This window comes from uncultured Thiocystis sp. (assembly GCF_903866365.1).
GTDB lineage: Bacteria > Pseudomonadota > Gammaproteobacteria > Chromatiales > Chromatiaceae > Chromatium.
Map to the genome: position 1 here is coordinate 1 of NZ_CAIPNF010000103.1, position 15,400 is coordinate 15,400.

At 63.4% G+C, this 15,400-nt stretch carries 20 protein-coding genes; 2 read left to right on the top strand and 18 right to left on the bottom strand.

Annotated features, from left to right (window positions below):
• Positions 1-184, top strand: a 184-nt coding sequence (locus tag QZY07_RS06215; RefSeq protein WP_295400716.1) for a hypothetical protein, incomplete at its 5' end; no start/stop codon positions are given.
• A 45-nt stretch (positions 185-229) separates the two neighbouring features.
• Here QZY07_RS06215 and QZY07_RS06220 read toward each other — a convergent pair.
• From QZY07_RS06220 to QZY07_RS06305, 18 genes are all read right to left on the bottom strand, one after another.
• Positions 230-508 carry a hypothetical protein gene (locus tag QZY07_RS06220; protein ID WP_295400718.1) on the bottom strand — a complete coding sequence of 93 codons (279 nt, stop codon included), beginning with the start codon at positions 506-508 and terminating at the stop codon, positions 230-232.
• A 184-nt stretch (positions 509-692) separates the two neighbouring features.
• Positions 693-1,763 (bottom strand): molybdenum ABC transporter ATP-binding protein, encoded by a 1,071-nt coding sequence (gene modC / locus QZY07_RS06225; protein WP_295400720.1) that lies wholly within the window; start codon positions 1,761-1,763, stop codon positions 693-695.
• The gene (gene modB / locus QZY07_RS06230) at positions 1,756-2,448 is read right to left on the bottom strand and encodes a molybdate ABC transporter permease subunit (protein ID WP_295400722.1); all 693 of its coding nucleotides are present in this window, start codon (positions 2,446-2,448) and stop codon (positions 1,756-1,758) included. The genes modC and modB overlap by 8 nt, the downstream gene beginning before the upstream one ends.
• 3 nt (positions 2,449-2,451) lie before the next feature.
• Entirely contained in the window at positions 2,452-3,201 is a 750-nt protein-coding gene (gene modA, locus QZY07_RS06235) for a molybdate ABC transporter substrate-binding protein (protein ID WP_295400724.1), read from the bottom strand.
• A 30-nt stretch (positions 3,202-3,231) separates the two neighbouring features.
• Positions 3,232-3,654, bottom strand: a complete 423-nt coding sequence (locus tag QZY07_RS06240; protein ID WP_295400725.1) for a TOBE domain-containing protein — start codon at positions 3,652-3,654, stop codon at positions 3,232-3,234.
• 833 nt (positions 3,655-4,487) lie between these two features.
• Positions 4,488-5,297: a TOBE domain-containing protein gene (locus QZY07_RS06245; protein WP_295400727.1), complete on the bottom strand. Its 810-nt coding sequence runs from the start codon at positions 5,295-5,297 to the stop codon at positions 4,488-4,490.
• Between the two features lie 7 nt (positions 5,298-5,304).
• On the bottom strand, positions 5,305-5,832 hold the full coding sequence (locus QZY07_RS06250) for a disulfide bond formation protein B (RefSeq protein WP_295400729.1): 528 nt from the start codon (positions 5,830-5,832) through the stop codon (positions 5,305-5,307).
• 35 nt (positions 5,833-5,867) lie between these two features.
• Positions 5,868-6,275, bottom strand: a complete 408-nt coding sequence (locus QZY07_RS06255) for a DUF190 domain-containing protein (RefSeq protein ID WP_295400731.1) — start codon at positions 6,273-6,275, stop codon at positions 5,868-5,870.
• A 185-nt stretch (positions 6,276-6,460) separates the two neighbouring features.
• Complete coding sequence (crcB, locus tag QZY07_RS06260) at positions 6,461-6,847, bottom strand: fluoride efflux transporter CrcB (protein ID WP_295400734.1); 387 nt, start codon at positions 6,845-6,847, stop codon at positions 6,461-6,463.
• A 2-nt stretch (positions 6,848-6,849) separates the two neighbouring features.
• The gene (locus tag QZY07_RS06265; protein ID WP_295400736.1) at positions 6,850-7,113 is read right to left on the bottom strand and encodes a SemiSWEET transporter; all 264 of its coding nucleotides are present in this window, start codon (positions 7,111-7,113) and stop codon (positions 6,850-6,852) included.
• 63 nt (positions 7,114-7,176) lie between these two features.
• Complete coding sequence (locus QZY07_RS06270) at positions 7,177-7,494, bottom strand: phosphoribosyl-ATP diphosphatase (RefSeq protein ID WP_295400738.1); 318 nt, start codon at positions 7,492-7,494, stop codon at positions 7,177-7,179.
• Between the two features lie 15 nt (positions 7,495-7,509).
• Positions 7,510-7,905, bottom strand: coding sequence for a phosphoribosyl-AMP cyclohydrolase (gene hisI, locus QZY07_RS06275; RefSeq protein WP_295400740.1), 396 nt, complete (start codon positions 7,903-7,905; stop codon positions 7,510-7,512).
• 27 nt (positions 7,906-7,932) lie between these two features.
• The gene (gene hisA, locus QZY07_RS06280; protein ID WP_295400742.1) at positions 7,933-8,676 is read right to left on the bottom strand and encodes a 1-(5-phosphoribosyl)-5-[(5-phosphoribosylamino)methylideneamino]imidazole-4-carboxamide isomerase; all 744 of its coding nucleotides are present in this window, start codon (positions 8,674-8,676) and stop codon (positions 7,933-7,935) included.
• Positions 8,677-8,731: 55 nt separating this feature from the next.
• A complete protein-coding gene (gene hisB, locus QZY07_RS06285; protein ID WP_295400744.1) occupies positions 8,732-9,337 on the bottom strand; it encodes an imidazoleglycerol-phosphate dehydratase HisB in 606 nt (201 codons plus the stop codon).
• Between the two features lie 145 nt (positions 9,338-9,482).
• Positions 9,483-10,388 carry an OmpA family protein gene (locus QZY07_RS06290; protein WP_295400746.1) on the bottom strand — a complete coding sequence of 302 codons (906 nt, stop codon included), beginning with the start codon at positions 10,386-10,388 and terminating at the stop codon, positions 9,483-9,485.
• Positions 10,389-10,482: 94 nt separating this feature from the next.
• Complete coding sequence (locus QZY07_RS06295) at positions 10,483-11,454, bottom strand: SLAC1 anion channel family protein (RefSeq protein ID WP_295400748.1); 972 nt, start codon at positions 11,452-11,454, stop codon at positions 10,483-10,485.
• A 113-nt stretch (positions 11,455-11,567) separates the two neighbouring features.
• Positions 11,568-11,720 (bottom strand): hypothetical protein, encoded by a 153-nt coding sequence (locus QZY07_RS06300; RefSeq protein ID WP_295400750.1) that lies wholly within the window; start codon positions 11,718-11,720, stop codon positions 11,568-11,570.
• A 177-nt stretch (positions 11,721-11,897) separates the two neighbouring features.
• The gene (locus QZY07_RS06305) at positions 11,898-13,730 is read right to left on the bottom strand and encodes a PIG-L family deacetylase (protein WP_295400751.1); all 1,833 of its coding nucleotides are present in this window, start codon (positions 13,728-13,730) and stop codon (positions 11,898-11,900) included.
• Positions 13,731-14,167: 437 nt separating this feature from the next.
• On the opposite strand from QZY07_RS06305, the gene QZY07_RS06310 reads away from it, so the two are divergent.
• Positions 14,168-15,400 (top strand): tetratricopeptide repeat protein (locus QZY07_RS06310; RefSeq protein ID WP_295400753.1); only part of this gene is annotated, 1,233 nt, incomplete at its 3' end.

The following is a 15,400-nucleotide window of genomic DNA, read 5'->3' on the forward strand; positions in this document are numbered from 1 at the left end:
GCCGCTCCAGCCGCTCCAGCCGCTCCAGCCGCTCCAGCCGCTCCAGCCGCTCCAGCCGCTCCAGCCGCTCCAGCCGATCCACGCGTCACGCGGCGCGGTCTGCCAGGCCCGCCGCGCCGAAGCCGAGCACGGCCACCCGCCGCTCGCCGGCATAGGCCAAGTAGCGCCGCGGCGCCCCCGGTAGCGGCTGGTAGCCGAGGGAGCGGTAACGGTCGACGAACCCGTTCCATCAACCACTGCGATGACGCTCGACCAGCTCCCGACGCACCGTCCCCAGCGCGCTCAACGGCGCGTCGATCAGTCCGCCGGACTCGCCCCGGGCAGACGATCGCATCGGCTCGGAGTGCCGCCGCGGCGCCGGCAACTTGATCGGCCCCTCGCGCGACACCCTCAGCAGCGCCTCCCGGCAGCTCATGTCCTTCAAGCGGCCGTCGGGCTTGCGCCAGTCGAGCGCCGCGGCGTCGAACGCCCGCCCGCTGTAGCGTTTGCCGGTCGATGTCGTTTCCATGCGCGAGGTTGTACCCGATCCGTTCTTCCGTGTTCCGCAGAAATCTCTTGCGGGATCATCAGCTCGGCTTATCGGCTTATCGGCTTATCGGCTTATCGGCTTATCGGCTGATGACGCCCCTATCATCGATCTTCGCAGGCGGAACCTCGACTGGCACGCACGGGTGCCGGAACTACACGGTTGTTTACTCCATCAAGGCCACCGACTTGACCTGCACCCACAGCGACTGCCCCGGCGCCACGCCGAGCGCGGCGGCCGAGCGTTTCGTCAGCCGGGCGAGCAGCACCGACTCGCCGACCCGCACCCGCACCAGGGTCAGGCCGGGGTGTTCGTCGTCCGCGATCGCGTCGACCTGTCCTGGCAGCAGGTTGAGAATGCTGGTGTGTTCCTGATGCTGCGTCGCCAGACTGACATCGCGTGCCAGCACCCGTACCCGGACGTGTTGCCCGATGGCCTGACCCTGATCGCGCGTCCACAGACTGCCGCCAGGGAATTCCACGCGCGCCAGATGCCATTGCGTGTCGCGCTCCGCGACCGTCGCATCCAGCACCACGCCGGCGTCCTCGCCGAAGCGGATCGGCAGATCGAGCCGGGCGAGCGTTTCGCCGAGCGAACCGCTGGCGAGCACTCGACCGCCGTCCATCGCCACCAGATGATCGGCCAGCCGCGCCACCTCGTCCGGCGAATGGCTGACATAGAGCACGGGGATGTCCAGTGCGTCGTGCAGACGCTCCAGATAGGGCAGGATTTCCTGCTTGCGCTTGAGGTCGAGCGCGGCCAGCGGCTCGTCCATGAGCAGCACGCGCGGGCTGACCGCCAGCGCGCGCGCGATGCCGACGCGCTGACGTTCGCCGCCGGAGAGCCGGTCCGGCCTGCGCGCCAGCAGCGGGCCGATGCCGAGCAGTTCGATGGCCTGATCCAGACTCCTGCGCTGGTCCGCCGCGATGCGCTTCTGGCCGTACCGCAAGTTGCCGAGCACCGTCAGGTGCGGGAACAGGCTCGCCTCCTGAAACACATAGCCGAGCGGACGCCGATAGGTCGGCAACCAGGTTTGGGCGTCCTGCCAGACCTCGCCCTTGAACGACAGGAAGCCCTGCCGGGATCGCTCCAGCCCGGCGATACAGCGCAGCAGGGTGGTCTTGCCGGAGCCCGAATGACCAAAGAGCGCGGTCACGCCACGTCCGGGCAGGGTGAGATCGACATCCAGCCGGAAACCCGGCCAGTCGAGTTGGAAGCGCGCCGCGATGTCATCCATGGTTTCCCGCCCCTCCGCGCGCGTTGCGCGGCCAGGCGTAGAGCGACAGCAGCACCAGGAAGGAGAACGCCAGCATCACCGCCGCCAGACGATGGGCATCGGCGTATTCCATCGCCTCGACATGGTCGTAGATCTGCACCGAGGCGACGCGCGTGACGCCGGGAATATTGCCGCCGATCATCAGCACCACGCCGAACTCGCCCACCGTATGCGCGAAGGTGAGAATACCGGCGGTGAGAAAGCCCGGCGCGGCCAGCGGCAGCGCGACGGTGAAAAAGGTGTCCAGCGGCGACGCGCGCAGGGTCGCGGCGACCTCCAGCGGACGCTCGCCGATGGACTCGAAGGCGTTCTGCACCGGCTGCACCATGAAGGGAAAGGAGTAAAACACGGACGCCACCACCAGACCCCAGAAGGTAAACGGCAGCAGTCCGAGACCGAGCGACGCGGTGAGCTGGCCGACGGGACCGTTCGGCCCCATGGCGACCAGCAGATAAAAGCCGAGTACCGAGGGCGGCAGCACCAGGGGCAGCGCGACCACCGCGCCGATCGGCCCCTTCCAGCGCGAACGGGTGCGTGACAGCCACCAGGCCACCGGAGTGCCGACCACAAAGAGGATGGCCGTCACGATCCCCGCCAGTCGCAGGGTTAGCCAGATCGCTTGCAGGTCGCCGTCACTCAACAGCATCGTTTAGATCTCGTAGCCGAAGGCGCGGATGATGGTTTGCGCCCGTTCGCCCTTGAGATAATCCATCAGCGCCACCACCGCCGGCTTGTCTTTACCCGGCTCCAGTACCACCGCGTCCTGACGGATGGGCTCATGGAGCTTGCCGGGAACGATCCAGGCCGAACCCTCGGCGATCTTACCGTCCTTCATCACCTGGGATAGGGCCACGAAGCCCAGCTCGGCATTGCCGGTGCTCACAAACTGGAAGGTCTGGGCGATGTTCTCGCCGGTCACGAATTTCGGCTGAACCGCATCCAGCAGTCCCATCCCCGTCAGCACTTCCAGGGTGGCGGCTCCATAGGGTGTCGTCTTGGGGTTGGCGATGGCCACCTTCTGGAAGTCGCCGTCGGCAAGTACCTTGCCCTCGCCGTCCACGAAATCGGGCTTGGCTGACCAAAGCACCAGGGTTCCGACCGCATAGGTGAACTGAGTGTCCTTCACTGCGGCCCCTTCCGCGACCAGCTTGGCTGGGGTCGTGTCGTCGGCGGACAGGAGCGCCTCGAAGGGTGCGCCGTTCTTGATCTGGGCGTAAAACTTGCCGGTCGCCCCATAGGCCGCCTTGACCCGATGGCCGGTCTCCTGCTCGAAGGCGGCGGCGATCTCTTTCATGGGCGCGGTGAAATTGGCGGCGACGGCCACCTGGATGTCGTCGGCCTGGACCGCGCCGGTTGCGCACAGGGCCAGGATCAGGGAGAGATTGCGAAAAGAATGCATCGGTCGTTTCCTCGGCTAATGGAACTTGGTTTAAGACTTGATCGCCAGAATGATTTGAGACGCCTTGATCAAGGCGCAGGCGCGCACACCCGCCTTCAGTCCCAGACCGTGCAGGCTGTCGAGCGTGATCGCCGCCGTCAGCTCCGGGCCGCTGTCCGACTGGATCACGACGATGGCGTTGACCGCGCCCTCCTCGCAGCGCGTGATCGTGCCCCAGATCTGGTTGCGGGCACTGGTCTTGATGGCGGGATCGGTGAGAAGGATGACCGAGGGCGCCTTGACCAACGCATAGGCTTCCCGTCCGGGCGCAAGTCCCAGTTGATCGACGCTGCGATTGGTGATGATGGCCGCGAGTTCGAGGCCGCCGATGTCGAGGATGACCTCGGCATTGACGGCGCCTTTGTCGACGGATTTCACGATGCCTGAGAATTGATTGCGGGCACTGGTTTGCATGCCGAGGATGTCTCCTGTCTTGGGGGTTGGGGGTACGGGGTTCGGAACAGTTTGCGTCGTGGCGTCGCTGACCTGTCAGGCCGTGTCGCGCGTCAGATCGTCAACGAATTGCTGGCTTATGGTCTGGCATGGGGTGCTGGCCAAACCATCATTATATAAAAAATAATACAACGCGTGGCAGAGAATGAACAGCAATTCACGAGACATCACCCATCCTGAAGGGTGCTACAGTCGCTGAAATCCTTGCGTAAACACGATTTGAAAATAATGATCGGTAATGAAAACATCGGGTTTAAATCCCTTAAGGCAATCGGGATGAACGGTTGGACGGAATCCCGGCGAGGTTATCCCAATCTGTCACCGCCATCGTTATTCTCTCCGCGAGAGAGCGTCCTCGATCAGGACCATGCCGGAATTGCCCCCTGCGAGCGCAGACGGTCATCGCGTGTGATCGTTTCGCTCGCGACACCGATCCGCCGTGTCGCAAGGGCTAAAAGTCTCGTCTCGAAATTCGAGAAGCACAATAAATGCCATATTTTTATTATATAAAAGAACATTGTTCTTTAATGATTTTTATAATCGACTATGCGAAGGAAAAATAACGCTTCTGGTGGCTTTGCGACAGCGAGCGAGGGGCGCGACTGAAACCGCCGTCCCGAGCGAAACGCGGGGAGTCCCGCATCGGGACGCTGGCGCGACGGCGCGGAGTGCCGATCAATGCGTCACACCGCGGAGCGGCGGGTGTCAGGCGCGTTCGGGTGCGCACGGGAAGATCGAGGAAACCCGCTCAGCGCACAAACAACGCCTGCCATGCCGGACGCGGGTTAACGCGGTCAATTGTCCACGACGATGATGACGCCGGAGGCGGGGAAGATGGCGCAGGCGGTTTCGCCTTCGGCAATCCCCATTCGGTCAAGTTCGTCCGAAGCGATCAACCCGCGCAGCGTCACCCCCGAGGAGAGCGCAACCACGACTTCGGCCGGTCCGTCGCTGCGGGTCACTCGCTGCACCAGGCCGCACAGCACATTGGCGCCAGCGTTCGCCCCAGGGTCCGGCGTCCGGACGATGCCGACGGCGACCGCCTTGATCAAAGCCCAGACCTGACGGCCAGGACGCAGGCTCAGCGACTCGACGCTCTCGTTGGTGACCCCGGCGGCGATGCGTGCGCCGCCCTGGATTTCGATCAGCACCTCGGCGTCCACGGTACGCGCGGTGACGGAGACGATTTTGCCAATCAACTGATTACGGGCGCTGGTGCGCATGGCGAGCCGGCGCAGCAGGTCGAGCGCCGCCGTCGAGTCGCCCATGGCGGCGTTGATCCCGTCCAGAAAGCGGGCGTATTCGATGGCGATGGTGCGATAGGCGGCGATCAGGCGGCGGCCCTCGTCGGTGAGACGCGCGCCGCCGCCGCCCCGCCCGCCGGTCGCGGTCGCCACCACCGGCGCGGGGGCGACGTTGTTCATCGCATCCACCGCGTCCCAGGCGGCCTTGTAGCTGATCTTGAGCGACTTCGCGGCCTGGGTGATGGAGCCCCGTTCGGCGATCTGTTCCAGAAGCGCGATACGCTCCTCGCCGAGAAAGGCGACATCGTTGACGTTGAGCCAGAATTGGCCGGCGACGTTGAGTGGCGGTTTATTCGGCATGGCGGGATCAGAACCGGGTCGCGCGCGGGGTGCGCCGGCCCTGCCAAAGCGTCCAGGCCGTGACGGCAAGCGTCAGGACGAACAGGAAAAAGGCCCAGTTCGCCAGCGACAGACCCAGGATGACCAGTTCCCGATCCTCGCAGAATCCGCTGGCCAGAAAGAGCGACGGCGCCTGCTGACCGAGCCATTCGACCAGTCGTTCGATGGGGCCTAATTGGCCGCCGACACAGGAGACCGTGTCAACCGGCTGGAATTGCAGCCAGCTCTGATAGGCGGCGACGCCAGCGCCGACGGCGGCGAGCGCCAGCAACGCCAGAGCGGACACCTGGACCGCCAGACGCGACCCGCCAGGGGATTCCGCCAGCGCGGCCGCCGTCGCCAACAGCGCCATCAGCATGAACAGCAGACGCTGAAAGATGCAGAGATGGCAGGGATCCAGATTCAGCCAGGGCGTCAGGATCAGGCTCGCCAGTGCCGCCGAAGTACTGAGCAGGGCCAGCAGAATCCAGACCGGACGCGGTGCGATCTTCAGCATGTTCGAGATTCCTTTTAGGTCGTTCAGTTGGACCGTCAAACCGTCGGCGCGGAGCCGTCAATCCGAGCGTCCCCATTGGTAAAGCCCGCCGCGACGGGCACGCGCAGATAGAAGAGATTCAACCCCTGGGCGCCGAGATGGGCAATGAAACGATCCGCCTCCGCCTCGGTGAGCACGAAACCGACCTCGACTGGCAGATCCCCGGCAAGCTCGAAGAAATGCTCTTCGTGCAGACGCCCGTGCCGGCCGAATCCAGCCAGTGCGCGGAATGCCGAACCGCCATGGAAGCCCATGGAACGCGCCTCCTCCAGCAGCCATTCATACGCCAGTTTACGATGATGGCGGCGGTTTTCGGCGACATAGAATTTGAGAAAACACCCCTGCATGGTCGCGTTCCTCTTGAGATTAAACCGCGCCCAGCGCGGTATGCGCTGTTTTTGCATTGGACCGGCCCCGGCAGAATCAACGACCGCTGGAGCTGGCGCTGTTTAAGTGATTAAAAAATATAAATTTTAAACCGCGTCTCACCGAGATCGAGGACATCTCCACAGCTAGACACAAAATGAGAATTACGCATTCCGCTCTGGACGCGGTTTAGGTGAAGTTCCAGTCCGATTCCAGCCCGGCGTCAACCGCGCATCAGCAAATAGGCCAGCCACAGGCCGAACGCCGTCATGGCCAACGAGCCGGTCAGGTGCGCCATGATCGCCCCCATGCCCCAAAGATAGTCGCCCCGCGCCAGCAGATTGACCACCTCCGCCGAAAAGGTGGAAAAGGTAGTGAGACCGCCAAGAAAGCCGGTGATGATGAGCAGGCGCGCTTCTGGTGGCAGACCGGGATGCCGGGAAAACCAGGCGACGGCCAGGCCGATCAGCAGTCCGCCCAGCAGGTTGGCCGCCAGGGTTCCGAGCGGCAGGGTCGGAAAGAGCGGATTGAGCCGGCCGCCCAGGAACCAACGCAGCAGCGCGCCGAGTCCGGCGCCAGTGAACACCGAGAAAACGGACAGAAGCGTCATGCTCAGGATTCGCGTGGTTCGGTCAGCTTATGCCAGAGGACGATCGTCGCCAGCAGCAGGGTCACGCCGTTGGCGAGGATGATCGGCCAGGCCCCGAGCAGGATGCCGTAAACGCCCCACAACGCCACCCCAGCGGTGAACAGAAGATACATCCAGAGCGAAAGCGCGCGGGTGTCGCGAGTGCGCAGGGTTTGCCAAACCTGAGGGACGAAGGAGGCCGTGGTCAAAAAGGCGGCGGCATAGCCGAGCAGATCCGGGTGTGACATGGTGACCGCGCCAGAATTTGGAAATCGATGTCAGTGCCAAATCGAAAGACGGCCAGACTTGCGTTATTTGGCGCGTCCGGCCTTCTCGTCCAGGCCCGAGAGTCCGAAACGACGATCCAGTTCCGCCAGCACCTGCGCCGGCCCCAATCCCTGCTGGGCCAGCAGTACCAGGGTGTGAAACCAGAGGTCGGCGACCTCATGCACGATTTTTTCGGGAACCCCATCCTTGGCCGCCATCACGGTTTCGGTGGCCTCCTCGCCGATCTTCTTGAGGATGGCGTCGAGCCCCTTGGCATAAAGCCGGGCGACATAGGACGAGTCGGGATCGGCCGCCTTGCGTTCTTCCAGGATACCCGAAAGACGTTCGAGGATATCGCTCATCGTGGCCGGCTCCGCTCAGGATTGACGGTAGATGGCATCCGGATCCTTCAGCACCGGCGCGATCTCGGACCAGACGCCGTTGGCGTCCAGTTCGCGGTAGAAGCAGTGATGACGCCCGGTATGACAGGCAATCCCGCCCTTTTGTTCGACCTCGATGACGACGACATCGGCATCGCAATCGATCCGGATCGCGTGCACGACCTGCTGATGCCCCGATTCCTCGCCCTTGTGCCACAAACGGCCGCGCGAGCGCGACCAGTACACGGCATGCCCGGTCTCGCGGGTGAGTCCGAGCGACTCGCGGTTCATCCAGGCCATCATCAGGATGACGCCGGTTCCGGTTTCCTGGGCGATGGCGGGCACCAGCCCGTCCGCTCCCCATTTGATGGCGTCGAGCCACTGATCAGACATCGGTTTCGTTCTCGCTTTAGACGCGGTTTAGGCGGATGGATTCAGCCGGTCGGCCAGACGCTGCCCCTCGGCAAAGTCGAGCGTCCCTTCATAGATGGCGCGACCGGTGATGGCGGCGGTGATCCCGCTGCCGGCAATCTCCGCCAGGGTGCGGATATCGTCGATGGTCGTGATTCCGCCCGAGGCGATGATCGGAATGCGGATCGCCTCGGCCAGCGCGCGGGTCGCCTCGACATTGGGACCGGTCAGCATGCCGTCGCGCCCGATATCGGTATACACGATGGCGGTGACGCCGTCGTCCTCGAAGCGCCTGGCCAGATCCTCGACCCGATAGGGGGTCATTTCGGCCCAGCCCTTGATCGCGACCTGTCCATCCCTGGCGTCGAGCCCGACCATCACCTGCCCCGGAAAGGAGCGACAGGCGCGCGCGACGAAATCCGGATCTTTGACCGCCTGGGTGCCGATGATGCAATAGGTGACACCGGCGTTCAGATAGGCTTCGATGGTCTTTTCATAGCGGATGCCGCCGCCGACCTGGATCGGCAGCCCCGGATAGGCCTCCGCGATCTCGCGAATCGACGCGCCGTTCATCGGCTCGCCGGCGAAGGCGCCATTGAGATCGACCAGATGCAGTCGGCGGGCGCCCTCGCCCACCCAGCGTCCGGCCATCTCCACCGGATGATCGGAAAAAATCGTCTCGTCGTCCATGCGGCCCTGACGCAGACGCACGCAGCGCCCGTCCTTCAAATCGATTGCAGGAATCAGCAGCACCGGATTGGTCTCTCGCCGTGGTTGAAAGTCGTCTGGATGTTCAAGATCGCATGGCTCACAAAGCGCCCTTGGTCGAAGGCATGATTCCGGCCATTCGCGGATCGGGCTCGACGGCCATGCGCAGCGCGCGCCCGAACGCCTTGAAGATGGTCTCGGCCTGATGGTGCGCGTTGACGCCGCGCAGGTTATCGATGTGCAGGGTCATGCCCGCGTGATTGACCAGACCCTGGAAGAACTCGCGGAAAAGATCCACGTCGAAGGCACCGATCTGACCGCGGGCGAAGTCCACCTGATACACCAGACCGGGCCGACCGGAGAGGTCGATGACCACCCGCGAGAGCGCCTCGTCCAGCGGCACATAGGCATGCCCGTAGCGACGGATGCCCTGCTTGTCGCCCAGCGCGCTGGACAGCGCCTGACCGAGCGTGATCCCGAGATCCTCGACCGTGTGATGGGCGTCGATGTGCAGATCGCCCACCGCCTCGATGTCGAGATCGATCAGACCGTGGCGGGCCACCTGATCGAGCATGTGATCCAGAAACGGCACGCCGGTCTGGAAACGCGAACGGCCGCTGCCGTCGAGATCCAGCGTGACGCCGATTCGGGTTTCCAAGGTCTTGCGTTCGATGCGCGCCCGACGAGGAAGGGTGTCGACAGCCATTGGATGATCGTTGCGTGGAGACTGAAAGGCCGTCATTTAACCACAGACGGGTACTGGATCAGAAGTCCCGCGATCGCCACAACGCCGATGGATGTGAGCAAAGGTCGCGGCAAGACAAAACGACGCCTGTCTTGCCGCGCGCGGTTTAACGCTCGGTCAGGTAGAGGTCGACCCGACGGTTTCTGCTTCGACCCTGTGCGGTGTCATTGCTGGCGATCGGCTTGGTCTCGCCCATCCCCTCGGCGCGAATGCGGTTCTGCGCGACTCCCAAACCGACCAGCGCATCCTTGACGGCAATGGCGCGCTGTTCGGACAGGCCGAGATTCCGGACCGCATTGCCCAGGCTGTCGGTATGACCTTGCAGCAGCACTATCACATTCTGATGCCGGCCCAGAAACCACACGACTTTCTCCAGACTTGCCAGCCGTTCGGACGGCAGCGCGGCCCCGCCCATCGGGAAATTCAGATCGGATTCGGTGAGCGAAACCAGCACGCCGTCATCCGTGAATTGCGCATTGAGGGTGGCATAGTCGCGCTTGAGTTGAGCGAGCGACTCGTCCGGCGTCCGATCCGGGGCGCTGGCTTCCGCCAGTTCCCGCTGATGAGCTTGCGTGATGGCGGCCAGTTCGTCGACGATACTCTGACGCTCGCTCTCCAGCGCCTTAGCCTGCTGCTCCTTCCATGCCTTTAGGTCATCCTCCACGGTCTGGAGCTTTTGCTGCGTCTCCGTCAACTGTTCACGCATGGCCTGCGTTTCCTGGAAAAGCTGAGGATCCGACTCTGCATCTGGCACGCGCGCGGAGGGTTCGACGGAGACCTCGGCGGCGACGGTCGACGCGGCCGAACTCGGAGCCGCGATCCCGACATGCGTGTCTTCCTGACCGCCAGCCGTCATCGGCTGCGTCACGTCGACCAGATAGACGAGCAGCAGTCCGGAGGCGAACATCAGGATCAGAAAACCGACTGCCAGGCGCGACTTCTGCTGTAACGCTGACTCTGGTTTTTGCTCTGGCGCTGACTGTGCCGGTGATGATGGATTGGCGTCGGACATAGCGGTTCCTGTTCTATTGTGTCTGCGGGTGAAATGAAGCGCACTGGAGCAATGCCAACTCGGCGTCGGATCCAGCCATCCGTCAGCGCCTGAATTAATGGTCTGGCGAACAGATACGATGGTCGCGGATCGCCACTGCCGTGGCCGCCAACAGCAATGCGACGATTCCGGTCAGCATCGTCAGCACGCCAACCCCGAGATAGCGATAAACATCGCCGCCCGTGCGCTCGAACATCACCATGCTGGCAATACTGAACGCCGCCAGCGGAAAAGAATATGCCCACCAGGACAGAAAAAAATGCAACTTCAGGAAACGTCTCGCCTGCGTGAACAGCAACAGGGTCAGAAACAGCGCACTGTAATAGAGGATGCGCGAAAAGCTGTCGATCTCGCCAACGAGTCGCATGTAGGCGATGAAACCGACCGCGGGCGGTGCGATCAGGATAAACAGGGTCGGCATCAGACGGGCTTCGATGGGGTGATGAAACATCACCCGATAGATGACGATCGTCATCAGCACGATCCAGAACAGTATGCCGACACTGAAAAAGAACCAGGAGACCTCCTCATATCCCAAGGGCACCCCGGCAATCGGCACCAGGACATTTCCCACCGCCGGAATGAACCAGGCCGGATTCATGTGATGAATCTGAAAATGTTCGTGATGAATCCAAACGCTCACCACATAGAGCGTGAACAGCAGATGCAGAAAAGCACCCGTCAGCCAGAGTCCAAGGCTCAGGGACGGAACAAGATGCAGGAAGGCGATCGCGAGCAGCAGCAGGCTGATCGAGACGGTCGGAAAAAAGTTCAGTTTGATCGGGTGGTGCAATTCCTTGATCACGGACTGACGATAGACCGCCAGCTTGGTCACGTAAAACCCCGCCAGAACCACGAACAGGATCGTCGTCAGGCCAACCAGCCAAGGGCTGATGCCCAAGTCCAGATGAAGGATGGATTGCGCCTTTTCCCAGGCGATGGTCAGGCCGGCCATGCCCATGACCATCGCGAAAAACGAGATCGGAAAATGTTCGATCCGTGAGCTATCGAGTGTTTGCGTTGTCATCGGAGAGATCCATAAATTGGTCGTGAAACCGAGCAAGAGCGGCATACGCCCGCAACCCGCCAGTCGCCAAGCGTCCAGGCGCTCATGGCTGAACGCTGGCCGCTCGTTGCCGGTTACAGATTGGTCAAGGTCGATGCAAACAGCAGAATGCCGAGCAAGACCGCTGTCGAGCCAATTTCCAGATAGGGCCAGAGGCTGGCAGGCTTGTGTTGCACGAGCTTAGGAGCAACGACCGTCGGAAGAACGTGAACACTGTTTTTAGTCATCATGCGGTGGACTCCGGATATGCCGCCCGACAGTTCTCCAGCCCGCGTCGTTGGGTTGGCGACCAGGACGGTCTGCGGTCAATGATTGGTTGCCGTGCAGTCTACGAAGCCACTGGCTCCAATGCATTGACAAATATCGGAGCGAGTCGCTTGGTTATGGGGATCGAACAGAAAGCGCTATCCCTGACCGCGAAGGCCATCCGGGTCATCGCGCGGGCCAGCGCGCGTCGAGCGCAGACCTCTCCAGCGAGAAACCACCCACCGCAATGGACCTGTGATCCGCCAGGAGGTCGACTCCTGAAGCCCGTCGATGGTCCGCCGCAGCTCCAGAACGCTGGCCGAGTGCATCCGCGCATCGGGCTCCAGCGCGTCCAGTCGCTCTCGCAATCCTGCGTTCTCCCCCGCCAACGTCCTGAGCGCCGCCTCGCATGCGGCCAGTTGGGCCGCCAGTTCCTCGCTCAAACGCTCGCCGCGCATCCGCGCCGCGTCCCAATGGCGCAGAATGTCGGGCAGGTCCCGACCGCTCCAGACAGCCGTCCATTTCTTGAACGCCGTGGCACGCGCGGGCGCGACCTCAGGTGCTTTTTCCTTCCCTCCGGTCGCGAGCGAATGCGATTCTGGCCGATCCAGCGACGCGAAGGCGCCGGTCGCGTCGGAACATCGGAAACGCCGCGCCGCGCTGACCTGATCGAGACGCACGAAATCCGTCCGCATGGACAGTTGCACCAGGAAATCCCAGGCATGGACGGCATCGAGATCTTCGTCGAAGCGACAGCCTTCCTCGCGGAGCGCGCGCGCGAACATCACGCAATGCAGCGGAATTTCGTGTCCGCCCCAGAGTTCGGGCCGCTCGAACAACCGATTCAGCACCTGCGTCCGCACCTGCCGGTCCGCCACCCATTCCTCGAGCCGGACCCCGCTATAGGCGCATCGCGCCGGCGCCGAACGGGACAGGGTTTCGACCAGAGAAGCAATGTGGTCGGGAAAACAGATGTCGTCCTCGCCCAGCACGATCAGCCAATCGCCACGGGCTTGGTCCAACCCAAGATTCGCCGCCCGAGCCGGCTGGCAGGCCGCTGGCGCGCGGATGGTTCGCACCACAAAACGCCCCTGCCGCGGCATGGGATCGACGTCTCCGACACCCCGCGTCACCACGACCAGGATCTCGATATTCGGATAGGTTTGCAGCGCGATCGAATCCAGCGCATCCGCCAGCCGTGCGCCGCCCGGATCGATGACAATGACCGAAACCAGGGGAGACGGGGCCATCACGCGGGATGCGGTTTGGGTGTAATACTCGCCGGGGCGGATGACGCGCAGCGGATCTTCCCGCAAATCGTCCCGCGCCATCACCCGAAAGGCTTCCGCCGCCAGTATTGTGCCGGGCAGGGTATAGGTGCGAAAGCAATTCAGCGCGGCGATCCTGCGGGCATAGGGCTGCTGCTTCAATTGGCTCGCAAAGCAGTCCATCGCCGCCTGCTTGCGCTCGCGCAGATCGGTGATATCCAGCAGGACCGTGGGATGCAGAGGGACGCCAACCTCATACATGAACAACCGTATCGGACGGGCGCACCGCCGCACCGCTTCCGCCACGGCCAGCGCCAGGATCAAATGATCGGGATGAACCTCCCACCAGGAGGGCGCATAGACCAGATCCGCCTCCCAAGCCTCCAGAGTCTCCAAGATGCGTCCGATCAGTGCCTCGCCATACTCCAGCCTGCGATCTGGCAGACCCCAGAAGCACGGTGCGCCATAGCCGAGAATGGCTCCAGCAGCGCGGCTTTCGCGCTGGCGGGTCAGGGTATCGTCCGTCGAGTCCGCCGCCAGACCCAGGGCGCCATCGGTCGCGATGACGACCTGAACGGGATCCCCCGCCGCGACATGACGCATCACCGCCCCGCCGCAGCCGAAGACCTCGTCATCGGGATGCGGCGCCAGAACCAGGACGCGCCCGCTCTCCATTGCAGTCAGCGCCTGATAGGGGATGAATTCGTGTTCGGAAATTCTCATGCGTCGTGCTCGATGATCACCGTGAAACGCAGCCAGCATGATCCTCGACCGTAGCGCATCGGTTCAACCTCGGATGAACGAGTGCTTCGCGGCCCAAGTTCCGAGACCGGGGCCTCCTCGTTGTCGCGGTCTCGACATGGCGAATATTCGATCACGACAACGACAACGACCTGAGACGGTCTTGGGATTTTCGCACACACTAGCCTCATCCCTGGAAGCCCCCCTGGGAGCGCCGACAGGCTGTCGGCCCTGGTGAGTCCGTGTCGTCGGACAAATCGGCGAACGCCCAACCCAAAACGCGATCGTCCCCGACCGCACCCCTCATCGCCGATCGGCTGGCTGTCCGCTCCGCTGACCGGCTATGATGCGAATGCGAGCGACCGAACGGTCAGATGCGACGCAACGCCCCCTCCAAGCTTACGATCAAGGCGAGTTCGATGACGCAACCCAAAGCCTCTTCCCGTCAATTGCGCAGAGCCCAAGCAGCGGAGGCGGCGCTCAAGCAGGGCATTCGACTCTTTCATGCCGGCCGGCACGACGAGGCCGAACGCGCCATCCGCGGCATCCTGATCACCTCGCCCGACCATCCGGACGCGCTCCAGACACTGGGCATGATCGCCGCGCACAAAGGACATACGGACCAGGCGGAACGGCTGCTGCGAAAATGCATCGCCCTGGCGCCCAAACATGCGGCGGCCCACATCAATCTCGGCAACGTCCTGATCGGAGCCAACAACGTCGCCGAGGCCGCGGTTGTCTACCAGCGCGCGGTCGAACTCGCGCCACGCCTGCCCGCCGCGCATTACAACCTTGGCCGTTGTCTGCGCGCGCTTGGCCGTCTCGATGACGCCATGACCGCCTACCGTCGGGCGTTGAAACTCGATCCCGATTTTTTTGAGGCCTGCGTCAACCTGGGCTCGGCCCTCTGCGAGCAAGAAGCCTATCAAGAGGCGGAGATCCTCTACCGGAAGCTGCTGGCCCGGCGCCCGGATCTGCTCGACATCAAGGTGTATCTGGGCGATGTCCTGCGGCTCCGCGGCCAGCCGGATCAGGCCCGCGCGCTCTACGATTCGCTGCTGCTCGCCCGGCCCGAGCATCCGCGCGCCCGGCTATCGCTCAGCCTGGCCCTGCTCGACGAAAACGACGTGGCGCGGGCGGCGGAGCTGCTCGGCCCGCTCCAGACCGAAGGCACGCTCCCGCGGCATGAAATCCTCAGCGCGCTCGCGGCGCTGCGCTTCCGTCAAGGCGACAAGCAGAAGGCGATTGCCAACCTGACGGAGGCGGTCAACGCCGGCGGCAACTATCCGCAGCAATCTCTCACACTCGCGACCTGGCTTGCCGACATCCGCCAGCGCGACCGCGCGGTGGCGGTTCTGGAGCAAAGCCTGGCCCGCTTCGGCGACCGTCCCTCGGGCCTGCTGGGCCAGCTCGTGCTCAATCAACGCCATCTCTGCGATTGGCGAGAATGGCCGACACGGCTGCCCGCGCTCGTCGAACGGATTCGTCATGGCAAATCATTAATGACCTCGCCCTTCGCCGCGCTCGCGCTGCCTGGACTCAAACCGGCGGATCTGCTCAAGGTCAGCCGCGACTTTGCCCGAAGCCTGAACGCCTGGACCGCGCGCGCACTGCCGCCACGCCCGCTCGCGCCGCCCGGCGCGCGGACGCGC